Origin of the sequence: Microbacterium sp. (genome assembly GCF_035554235.1) — a bacterium.
Classification (GTDB): domain Bacteria; phylum Actinomycetota; class Actinomycetes; order Actinomycetales; family Microbacteriaceae; genus Microbacterium.
Window position 1 is genome coordinate 1 of the sequence record NZ_DATMIO010000223.1, and the last position, 11,068, is coordinate 11,068.

Genomic DNA, 11,068 nt, shown 5'->3' on the forward strand with positions numbered 1-11,068 from the left:
GGGTTCGGCGGGGGTCACAACGACGGAAGGCACGTTTTCAGGCTATCAGCGGGGTCCGGATGACTCGGCCGGCCTCATGCTTGCAGGCATGATTCGGCTTGATTGCGCATGAGAACTCAACTACAGTGAGCTACCAGGCTCAACTCATGAGCTGTGAGCCCTGAAGCACAAGGAGCCGCATGTTCGTCGTCACGGCAGATCAGCGGGCCAGCCGCACCCACGAGGATCTCGTGCCGGGCGCGCTCGCAGCGCTCGAACCGATCGTGCGCGGTCGCGTGGCCCTGCCGCCCGAGCGGACAACCGGCGATGAACTGCAGTTCGCGACCGAAGACGCGGATGCCGTGATGGACGTGTGCCTGCGCCTCACCCGCGAAGGGGCGTGGAGCATCGGTGTGGGGGTCGGCTCGATCGAGAGCCCGCTTCCCCATGAGACCCGCGCGGGCCGGGGAGCGGCGTTCATCCACGCCCGGGATGCCGTCGAGCGAGCCAAGTCGGCACCCGGGCGGCTCGCCGTCACGAGCGGCGACCCCGAGGCGGCGGGAGACGTCGAGGCGCTCATCCAGCTGCTCATCGACCTGCGGGACCGCCGGTCGGTGCAGGGGTGGGAGCTGGCCGATCTGCTCGCGGACGCGATGACGCAGCGGCAGGCCGCGGTCCGCCTGGGCATCACCGAGTCCGCCGTCAGCCGGCGGGCGGGCGCGGCCGGTCTCCGCACGGAGGAGGCCGCGATCCCGGCCCTTGCGCGTGCGCTCCGGCGCCTCGACGGCGGTGCGTGACAGACTGGCCCGATGCCGGTGGTGTTCCCCGAGGCGATCATCGTCGCCATCCTCTCGATCTTCCTGTTCCTCGCGCTCTGCGGGGCTCTCGTGCTCATCGCCGTGTGCATGCGGAGGCCCGCGACGCTCCCCCTCGTGGTGGCCGCGGGGCTGGTGGTCTCCTCCCTCGTCATCGTCTCGGTCGCCCCGATCAACGTGCCGACCCTCATGGGTCTCGTCATCGCGCTCCTCGGAACCGCCGTGGCCGTGCTCGGGGGCAACCCGATGACGCGGCGGGTGCTCGAGATCGCGACCCACGGGCGGGTGCGCGACGGCGCGAACGGCGGCATCATCCTCGACCCTTCGACGGAGCTCAGGACGAGCCCTTCGACGGAGCCCAGGACGGGCCCTTCGACGGGGCTCAGGACGGGCGCCGAAGCCGCGGGCACCGCTCCCGCCGCCAAGGGCGAAGAGGTCATGCGCGGCGGCACCACGATCGGGTACCTCGAGCGCCTCGCGGTCGTGGTCGCGCTCATCGCAGGCTACCCCGAGGCGATCGCCATCGTGGTGGCGATCAAGGGCGTCGGCCGCTTCTCCGAGCTCGCGGCCGCGGAGGCGCGCGAGCGCTTCATCATCGGCACGATGTCGAGCCTGTTGTGGGCCTGCGTCGTGGGCGCGCTCGTGCGGCTCGCGATCTGGTGAGCCCCGCCGGCATCCGCTGACACCGCCGGTATCTGCTGACGCGGGCGGCGCCCCTTCTACAGGCCGAGGACGTGCGCGGCGGACTGAACGCGCGCGATGAGCTCGGCCCGCTGCTCGGCGACGCGGACGGGAGCCGTGCCTCCGACGCCGTCGCGGCTCGCGACCGATCCCTCGATCGTCAGCACCTCGCGCACCTCGGGCGACAGCTCGGGCGAGACCGAGGCGAGCATCGCGTCGGTGACCTCGCTCAGCTCGATGGCGCGCTCTTCGCAGAGGCGCACGAGGGCGCCCGAGATCTCATGGGCGTCGCGGAACGGCACGCCGCGCTTGACGAGCCACTCCGCGACATCGGTCGCGAGCGAGAAGCCCTGCGGAGCCAGTTCGGCCATCCTCGCGGTGTCGAAGCGCAGCGTCGCGATCATCCCCGCGAATGCCGGGAGCACGAGCTCGAGCGTGGCGATCGAGTCGAACACGGGCTCCTTGTCCTCCTGCAGGTCGCGGTTGTACGCGAGGGGCAGGCCCTTGAGCGTGGCGAGCAGGCCCGTCAGGTTGCCGATCAGGCGGCCCGCCTTGCCGCGGGCGAGTTCGGCGATGTCGGGGTTCTTCTTCTGGGGCATGATGCTCGACCCCGTGGAGTAGCCGTCATCGAGGGTGACGAACCCGAATTCGCGGGTGTTCCAAAGGATGATCTCCTCGGCGAACCGGGAGACGTCGATGCCGATCAGCGCGGTGATGAACGCGAACTCCGCGACGACGTCGCGCGAGGACGTCCCGTCGATGGAGTTCTCGGCGGGGCGCTCGAGCCCGAGCGTCTGGGCGACGAGGGCGGGATCGAGGCCGAGCGTCGACCCGGCGAGCGCTCCCCCGCCGTACGGCGAGACGACCGCTCGCGCCCGCCAGTCCCGCAGCCGCTCGAGGTCGCGCACGAGCGGCCACGCGTGCGCCTGCAGGTGGTGCGCGAGGGTGACCGGCTGGGCGTGCTGCAGGTGGGTGCGGCCCGGCATGATCGCGTCCTCGTGCGCCTCCGCCTGCGCCACGATGGCGTCGACCAGGCGCAGGATGTCGCGTGCGATGACCGTCGCGTGATCGAGCAGGTACAGGCGCACCAGGGTCGCGATCTGGTCGTTGCGGCTGCGGCCCGCCCGCAGCCTGCCTCCGAGTTCGGCGCCCGCGCGCTCGAGAAGTCCACGCTCGAGCGCTCCGTGCACGTCCTCGTCGCTGTCGGCGGCCGAGAAGGCACCGGATGCCACGTCGGCCGCGAGGACATCGAGGGCCTTCCGCATGCCCGCCAGTTCATCGGCCGACAGGTATCCCGCGGCGGCGAGCGCCTGCGCATGCGCGTGCGATCCTCGGATGTCGTAGGGCGCGAGCACCCAGTCGAAGTGGGTGGAGCGACTCAGCGCGGCAAGCTCGGGCGCGGGTCCGCTCGCGAACCGGGCTCCCCACAGCGCACCCTCATTGGTCGTGGCGTCGCTGGTCGGGGCGTGGACACTGGCGGGATCGTTGGTTGCGGCATCTTCGGTCATGGCGTGTCCAGACTATCGGCGGGCGGCGAAGCGCACCCCGCGATGGATCACCCACTCGACCGGGCCGCGGCCGAGAAGGAGGGTCCATACGGAGCAGAGCGCGATCGTCCAGATCGTGAAGGGCCAGAAGGGCTCGAGAGCGCGGAACGCGCTGAGTTCGCTCTCCCCCGGCGCAGGTGCGGGCTGCAGCACCGCCCACGCCACGAGCTGGCCCGCATAGGCGGTGAGCGCCATCGCGCCGACCGCGCGCAACGGAAGCACGACCCACGTGATCGGGGTGCCTGTCACGAGCACGCACAGCCCGATCACGGCGATCGCGAAGCCTCCCGAGCCCACGACCTCGGCGATGCCGCTGCCGTGTGGCTCCGCGCTCGTGACGAACGCCCACACAGACGCGGGATCGGCCGCGCGCAGCGCGGCCGTGGCCGCCCCGAGCGCGTAGCCGGCGAAGGCCAGCGCGGCGCCGACGCCGAGCAGCGCGGCGGCGACGGATGGGCGTGAGAACGGCAGCCGGCCGATGCCGAGGCCGGCGACGACGAAGGCGCTCCACACCAGGAACGGGTAGTGGCCGCCGAATGCGGTCTCGATCAGCCACCCCTGGGGGGTGAGCCAGATCTGCCAGCCGTGCACGACGTACTGGACGAACGGCATCGTCCCCGCGATCGCGGCGGCCAGGGCGAACAGCCACGCGGCGGGCAGCTGCAGGAGCGGCAGCACGATCAGGAACAGCACGGCGTACGCGGGAAGGATGACGAACACCGGCACGTCGAGCGCCACCAGCAGCATCCCGAGCACCCAGACGAGCAGGGCGCGCACGGCCAGCCGCCGGCGGGCGAGACCCAGCGCGGGCTGCGTGAACGGCTCGGTCCGGCCGGTCACAAGCCCGATCGACACGCCCGCGAGCGTCGCGAACAGGATCGACGAGCGACCGTTGACGACGTCGTGCCAGGTAGCGGCATCCGCCCAGTCGAACGGAGGGATCTGCAGCAGGTGGGCGGCGAACATCCCGATCACCGCGAGCCCGCGGGCAAGGTCCACCCCCGCCACGCGGCGCGGGCCGTTCAGGCGCTCCCAGCGCCGGTGGAGCCGCTCTGTCAGTCCTGACGCAGCAACCACACCAGCAGGGCCTTCTGGGCGTGCAGCCGGTTCTCCGCCTCGTCCCAGACGACACTCGCCGGGCCGTCGATCACCGCCGCGTCGACCTCGTAGCCGCGGTCGGCGGGGAGGCAGTGGATGAAGATCGCCCCGGGCTGCGCGAGCGACATCAGCTCCTGCGTGACCTTGTACTGTCCGAGGTCGCGGAGGCGCTGGAGCTTCTCCTCCTCCTTGCCCATCGACACCCACGTGTCGGTCACGATCACATCGGCCCCCGCGGCGGCCTCGAGCGGATCGGTGTACAGCGCGACCGAGCCGCCGGTCTGCGAGGCGATGGCATCGGCGTCGGCGATGACGTCTTCGCGGGGCGCGTACGACTCCGGCGAGGCGACCCGGACGTGCATCCCGGCCGTGACGCACGCGAGCACGTATGAGTGCGCCATGTTGCTGCGGCCGTCGCCGAAGAACGAGAGCGTGAGCCCCTTCAGCTCCCCCTTGTGCTCCTTGATCGTGAGCAGATCGGCGAGCAGCTGGCACGGGTGGAAGTCGTCGGACAGGGCATTGACGACGGGCACGCGCGTCCCGGCCGCCATCTCTTCGAGGCCCGCCTGCGCGTAGGTGCGCCACACGATCGCGGCGACCTGGCGCTCGAGCACGCGCGCGGTGTCGGCGGGCGTCTCCTTGCCGCCGAGCTGGCTGTTCGCCGTCGAGATGATGAGCGGCGAGCCCCCCAGGTCGGCGATGCCGACGGCGAACGACACGCGCGTGCGCGTCGAGGACTTGTCGAAGATGACCGCGACGGTCTGCGGACCCTCCAGGGCCTTCAGCGCCCAGCGGTCCTTCTTCAGCTCGATGGCGAGGTCGAGGATCTCGGCCTGCTCGGCGGGGCTGAGGTCGTCATCGCGAAGCAGATGGCGGGTCATTTCGACACCCTTCGGTCGCTCGGTGCATCATACGCAGGCATCTTCTGGATGGCGGGCTCATCGAGGAGGAGCGCCTCGGATGCCGTGGCGAGGGCGGCCGCGAAGAGCTCGGTGAACTCGGCGATCTCGGGGTCGCCGATCGTGAGGGCGGGTGCGACCCGGATCGTGCGGTCATTGGCCGCGTTGACGATCAGGCCGTGCTGCTGGGCGGCCGCCACGACGGCGCCGGCGACGGGGTGCGTGAGTCCGATGCCGATGAGCAGCCCCTGGCCGCGGGTGCCCTCTACGAGGGGCGAATCGAGGCTCTCCACGGCCGCGCGGATCTGCCGGCCTCGTACGGCCGCGTTCTCGACGAGTCCGGCCCGCTCGATCTCGGCGAGCACGGCGCCCGCGACGGCCGTCCCCAGGGCATTGCCCCCGAACGTGGAGCCGTGCGAGCCCGGGTAGAACAGTTCGCTGGCGGAGCCGAAGGTGATGAGCGCGCCGATCGGGAAGCCTCCGCCGATCCCCTTGGCGACCGTGATCGCGTCAGGTGCGACGCCCTCGTGCTGGAACGCGAACCAGGCGCCGGTGCGCCCGGCGCCGGTCTGGATCTCGTCGACGATCAGCAGCGCGCCGTGGCGCGAGGTGAGCTCCCGCGCGGCACGCAGGTAGCCCTCGGGCAGCGGGATGACGCCGGCCTCGCCCTGGATGGGCTCGACGAACAGCGCGGCGACCCGGTCATCCATCGCCGCCTCCAGCGCCTCGAGGGTGGGAGCGATGTGCTCGACCCCGGGCACCATCGGCAGGAACGACTGCTGCATCGCGGGCTTGCCGGTGAGCGCCAGCGTGCCCATCGTGCGGCCATGGAAGGCGTTCTCGAGCGTCAGGATGCGGGTGCGTCCGGAGTCCTTGCCGTGCAGGCGGGCGAGCTTGAATGCGGCCTCGTTGGCCTCCGCGCCCGAGTTGCCGAAGTAGACGCGGCCGGACTCGCCCGTGCCGGCGAGCCGCTTCAGGCGCGAGGCCAGTTCGAGCTGCGGCTTCGTGGCGAAGTAGTTGGAGACGTGTGCGAGGGTCGCGGCCTGCGCGGAGATGGCCTCCACGAACACCGGGTGGGCGTGGCCCAGCGAGTTGACGGCGATGCCGGCCAGGAAGTCGAGGAACCGCCGGCCCGCGTCATCCCACAGATACGCTCCCTCGCCGCGCGTGAACAGGGCCATGCGGGCGCCGAAGCTGCGGACGAGGTCGCGGCCCGCGTCCTCCTGCCATGTCGAAGACGGTGAGTTGTCAGTCACTGCGCCACCACCTCTGTTCCTATTCCCTTGTCGGTGAAGAGTTCGACGAGCACCGAGTGCGGCACCCGGCCGTCGATGATCGCCGCCGTCTCGATGCCGCCGTCGACGGCGTCGAGGCAGGCCTGCATCTTGGGGATCATCCCTGACTCGAGCTTCGGCAGCATCGCCCGCAGATCGGCGCTGGTCAGGTGCGACACGAGCGAATCCCGGTTCGGCCAGTCCGCGTAGAGCCCCGGCACGTCGGTCAGCACCACGAGCTTGCGGGCCTTGAGCGCGACCGCGAGCGCCGCGGCCGCCGCATCCGCATTCACGTTCAGCGAATGACCCGGGTGATCGAGATCGGGCGCGATGCTCGACACGACGGGGATGCGCCCCGCCGCGAGGTGGTCGAGCACCGGCGTCGGATCGACCTCGACGACGTCGCCGACCCGGCCCAGATCCTGCTCCACGCCGTCGATCACGACGCCGCGCCTGCGGCCGCCGAAGAGCCCGGCGTCCTCGCCGCTCAGGCCCGTGGCGTGGGGGCCGTGCGAGTTGATCTTCGCGACGAGCTGCGGGTTGATCTGACCCGTCAGCACCATGCGGACGACCGAGATCGCCTCCGTGCTCGTCACGCGGTAGCCGCCCTTGAACTCGCTCGGGATCGCGAGACGGTCGAGCATGTTCGAGATCTGCGGGCCGCCGCCGTGCACGACGACGGGCAGCACACCGACGTACCGGAGGTACGCGATGTCCTCGGCGAAGGCATCCTGCAGCGCTTCGCTCACCATGGCGTTTCCGCCGTACTTGATGACGATGATCTGGTTGTGGAACCGCTTGAGCCACGGGAGCGACTCGACGAGGGTCGTGGCCTTGGAAGCGGCCTCTTCGGGGCTGGTGTCCTGAATGTCGGTCATGACGCGTACGCGCTGTTCTCGTGCACGTAGTCGTGGGTGAGGTCGTTGGTGAGGATCCGTGCCGAGGCATCGCCGACCTTGAGGTCGATGACGATGCTCGTCGCGCGCGGGCTCAGGTCGACCTCCTCACGGGGCCGGTCGGGGCCGCCCCGACTGCAGACGCGGACGCCGTTCATCTCGACATCGACGTCGTAGGGGTCGAAGGCCGCGCTCGTGGTTCCGATCGCGGCGAGCACCCGGCCCCAGTTCGGGTCGTTGCCGAAGATGGCGGCCTTGAAGAGGTTGTTGCGGGCGACCGAGCGACCGACTTCGACGGCGTCTTCTTCGGATGCCGCGCGCACGACGTGGATGGTGATGTCGTGGCTCGCGCCCTCGGCATCGCCCTGCAGCTGCTCCGCGAGGCTCGTGCAGAGCTCGGTGAGGCCGGCGCGGAAGGCCGCGGCATCCGGCGCTACCCCGCTCGCCCCGCTCACCAGAAGCGTGACCTGGTCATTGGTCGACATGCAGCCGTCGGAGTCGAGGCGGTCGAAGCTCACGCGGGTCGCGGCGCGGAGGTGCGCATCGGCGTCGGTCGCATCGAGCACCGCGTCGGTCGTGAGCACGACGAGCATCGTCGCGAGCCCGGGCGCCAGCATCCCGGCGCCCTTCGCCATGCCGCCGATCGCCCAGCCCTCGCCCTGGTAGGTCGCCAGCTTCGGAACCGAGTCCGTCGTCATGATCGCGTTCGCGGCGTCCGCGCCGCCGTCGGCGGTCAGGGCAGCGATGCCCCGGTCAACCCCCTGCAGCACCTTGTCGCGGAAGGCCTGGTCGCCGACGCCGATGAGGCCCGTGGAGCACACGATGATGTCGCTCGCGCTCACCTCGAGCAGCTCGGCGGTGCGCTCCGCCGTCTGGTGCGTCGTCTGGAAGCCGAACGAGCCGGTGAAGCAGTTCGCCCCGCCGGAGTTGAGCACGATCGCCTCGACGACGCCGTCGCGGATCGCCTGCTCCGACCAGAGGATCGGGTTCGCCTTGGCGCGATTGCTCGTGAAGACGGCGGCGCCGACCTTGAGTGGTCACCGGTTGACCACCACGGCGACATCGGGCATTCCCGTGCTCTTCAGACCGACCGCGACCCCCGCCGCCTCGAATCCCTGAGGTGCGGTGACACTCACGGTGCGACTCCGTTCACGCTGAGCGCGCGGGCCTCGGGAACCCCGAGCGCGATGTTCATCGACTGGACCGCGGCGCCGGCCGTACCCTTTGTCAGGTTGTCGAGCGCGGTGAGGACGGCGACGCGTCCCGCCGCCCGGTCGATGGCGAGGCCCACGAGCGCGGTGTTCGCCCCGATCACGTCGGCGGTGCGCGGGAACTGACCCTCCGGGAGCACCTGCACGAAGGTCTCGTTCCCGTACGCGGACTCCCACGCGGCCCGGATCTGGGCATCCGACACGCCCTCGGCGATCGGCGCGGTGCTCGTTGCGAGGATTCCGCGCGACATCGGGACGAGGACGGGCGTGAAGGAGATGCGGATGCCGTCCGCCGGCCCGCCCGCCGCCACCAGCGCCTGCCGGATCTCGGGGATGTGCCGATGCGTGCCGCCGACACCGTAGGGGCTGGCCGACCCCAGGATCTCGCTCGCGAGCAGGTTCGTCCTCAGGCTCTTGCCTGCGCCGCTCGGCCCTACGGCGAGCACGGTGACGATGTCGGAGGGGTCGATGACGCCCGCCGCGACGCCTGGCGCGAGGCTCAGCGCCACGGTGCTGGCGTTGCAGCCCGGCGCGGCGATGCGGGTCGCGCCCACGAGGTGCTCCCGCTGCTTCCCCGCTCCCACCTGCAGCTCCGGGACGCCGTAGGCCCACGGCTCGTGGAAGTCGCCGCCGTAGAAGCGGTCCCACTCGGCGCTGGATTCGAGCCGGTGGTCGGCGCCCGCGTCGATGACGAGCGGAGTGTCGGCGAGCGCGTCGGTGTACTGACCCGACTGGCCGTGCGGGAGGGCGAGGAAGACGATGTCGTGGCCGGCGAGCGTATCGGGAGTCGTGTCCTGAAGCGTGAGGTGCGCGAGCGAGCGCAGGTGCGGCTGGTGCGCGACGAGCGGCTGACCCGCGTTGGAATGCGCGGTGACAGTGCGGATCTCGATGTCGGGATGATCGGCGAGGAGGCGGAGGATCTCGCCACCCGCATAGCCGGATGCGCCGGAGACGGCGACCGAGTACGTCATGGTTTCTACCTTAAGGTCAGGAGTGCGGGGGCCGGGACGGCGACACCGGCGAGCTCGACCCGAGTGGAATCGGGGAACGCGCGGGGTCGCCTACAGTCGGCGGGCGCCCTGACGTCGGCGCGCAGGAGCGGCGCTCGCGAGGAGCGTCGCGGAAGGCTGCGCGGCCGAAGGCATGTGGCGACCATAGCGGCCGGGTCGCGGCATCCGCAAATCGCGTCTCGCAGTGTGGGCGATCGGCGTCGGCGGATCGGTGTGGGCGATCGGCGTCGGGGGCGGCTGACAGGATGGGGCGGGTGATCACCACCGTCGCCGTCGCCGGATACCGATCGCTGCGCGACCTGGTGCTGCCCCTCGGCGGGCTCACGGTGGTGACGGGGCCGAACGGCTCCGGCAAGTCGAACGTCTACCGCGCGCTGCGCCTCCTGGCCGCGGCGGCGACCGGTTCGGTCGTGGGCGCGATCGCCCGCGAGGGCGGGCTGCCGTCGGTGATGTGGGCGGGCCCTGAGGTCCCCACGGGCGAAGCGAAAGTGCAGGGCACTGTGCGGCGCGGACCCCGGGCCGTGCTGCTCGGATTCGCGGGGGACGAGCTCGGGTACCTCGTCGACTTGGGGCTGCCACAGGTCGTCGGCCCGACACCGTTCGATCGCGACCCGGAGCTCAAGCGCGAGCAGGTCTTCGCGGGGCAGGTCGCGAAGCCGTCAACGCTGCTCATCGACCGACTGAGGGGCGTCACACGCACGCGCGATGGCGCGTGGCGCACCCTGGCACAGCCCCTCATGCCGTACGAGACGATTCTCACCGACCTCGCCGAGAGCGACACCGGTCCGGAACTGCTCGCGCTGCGGCGCACCCTCGCCGGTTGGCGCTTCTACGACCACTTCCGAACGGACCAGGCCGCCGCGGCGCGTGCGCCGCAGGTCGGCACGCGCACCCCGATCCTCGGGCACGACGGGTCGGATCTGGCGGCGGTATGGGCGACGATTCAGGATGCCGGTTTCGGCGAGCGCCTCGACCGCGAGGTCGATCGCGCCTTCCCCGGCACGCGGGTCGAGATCGAAGGCGTGGACGGTCGCCTCCGGCTGATGATGCACCAGCCCGGACTTCTGCGACCGCTCGATGCCGCCGAGCTGTCGGATGGGACGCTGCGCTACCTGCTGCTCTGCGCGGCCCTGCTCCCGGCGCAGCCGGGACCGCTCATCGTGCTCAACGAGCCGGAGGCGAGCCTGCATCCTGACCTGCTCGGGCCGCTCGCGGAACTCATCGCGGAGGCATCCGCACACAGTCAAGTCGTGGTCGTCACCCACTCGACGCCCGTTGCGGGCGGGCTCGAGCGCGCCGGCGCGCTGACCCACCGATTGGTGCCCACTTCCGCGGGCACTGAGATCGCCGGTCAGGGTTTCCTCGACCGCCCCGCCTGGAACTGGGGTTCGCGCTAGCTCTCCCGGTCGCGGATCGCCCGGCCCGTTCCGTGCCACCGCGCACCGGGTCGCCGGGACCGTCGAGGCGGCTGCCCGTCGACCTCGGTGACCGAACCTTGGACCGGGGCGCCCATCGGCACTCGCCCTGCGCTGCCGTCGCTCCGCGGTGTCGGCGTGTCGCAGGCGCTCAGCTGTTCAAGATTTGCGTACTCAAGTCTGCGCTGAGGCACACACAGACTTGAGCACCCCGGCAGCACCCGTACTCAAGTCTGCGCTTGT

Annotated in this window: 9 protein-coding genes and 1 pseudogene; 3 read left to right on the plus strand and 7 right to left on the minus strand. The window is 71.0% G+C overall.

What is annotated here, in order from left to right; genetic code table 11:
- Positions 1-179: 179 nt before the first annotated feature.
- Both VNT50_RS11525 and VNT50_RS11530 read left to right on the plus strand, forming a co-directional pair.
- Complete coding sequence (locus VNT50_RS11525) at positions 180-776, plus strand: DNA-binding protein (RefSeq protein ID WP_325485262.1); 597 nt, start codon at positions 180-182, stop codon at positions 774-776.
- Positions 777-788: 12 nt separating this feature from the next.
- Entirely contained in the window at positions 789-1,457 is a 669-nt protein-coding gene (locus VNT50_RS11530; protein WP_325485263.1) for a hypothetical protein, read from the plus strand.
- A 56-nt stretch (positions 1,458-1,513) separates the two neighbouring features.
- Here the strand turns inward: VNT50_RS11530 and argH are convergent, their stop codons facing one another.
- The 7 genes and pseudogenes from argH to argC all read right to left on the minus strand — a co-directional run bounded on the left by argH (position 1,514) and on the right by argC (position 9,371).
- Positions 1,514-2,983, minus strand: coding sequence for an argininosuccinate lyase (gene argH, locus VNT50_RS11535; RefSeq protein WP_325485264.1), 1,470 nt, complete (start codon positions 2,981-2,983; stop codon positions 1,514-1,516).
- Between the two features lie 12 nt (positions 2,984-2,995).
- Positions 2,996-4,021, minus strand: a complete 1,026-nt coding sequence (locus tag VNT50_RS11540) for a heparan-alpha-glucosaminide N-acetyltransferase domain-containing protein (RefSeq protein ID WP_325485265.1) — start codon at positions 4,019-4,021, stop codon at positions 2,996-2,998.
- Between the two features lie 56 nt (positions 4,022-4,077).
- Entirely contained in the window at positions 4,078-5,001 is a 924-nt protein-coding gene (argF, locus tag VNT50_RS11545) for an ornithine carbamoyltransferase (protein ID WP_325485266.1), read from the minus strand.
- Positions 4,998-6,275, minus strand: a complete 1,278-nt coding sequence (locus VNT50_RS11550) for an acetylornithine transaminase (protein WP_325485267.1) — start codon at positions 6,273-6,275, stop codon at positions 4,998-5,000. Before VNT50_RS11550 ends, argF begins: the two co-directional genes overlap by 4 nt.
- Entirely contained in the window at positions 6,272-7,171 is a 900-nt protein-coding gene (argB, locus tag VNT50_RS11555; RefSeq protein ID WP_325485268.1) for an acetylglutamate kinase, read from the minus strand. The genes VNT50_RS11550 and argB overlap by 4 nt, the downstream gene beginning before the upstream one ends.
- A pseudogene (gene argJ, locus VNT50_RS11560) lies at positions 7,168-8,325 on the minus strand (bifunctional glutamate N-acetyltransferase/amino-acid acetyltransferase ArgJ). Before argJ ends, argB begins: the two are co-directional and overlap by 4 nt.
- Positions 8,322-9,371 carry an N-acetyl-gamma-glutamyl-phosphate reductase gene (gene argC / locus VNT50_RS11565; protein ID WP_325485269.1) on the minus strand — a complete coding sequence of 350 codons (1,050 nt, stop codon included), beginning with the start codon at positions 9,369-9,371 and terminating at the stop codon, positions 8,322-8,324. Before argC ends, argJ begins: the two are co-directional and overlap by 4 nt.
- A 293-nt stretch (positions 9,372-9,664) precedes the next feature.
- Between argC and VNT50_RS11570 the strand changes: the two genes are divergently transcribed.
- Positions 9,665-10,807, plus strand: a complete 1,143-nt coding sequence (locus tag VNT50_RS11570) for an AAA family ATPase (protein ID WP_325485270.1) — start codon at positions 9,665-9,667, stop codon at positions 10,805-10,807.
- The last annotated feature ends 261 nt before the right edge of the window (positions 10,808-11,068 follow it).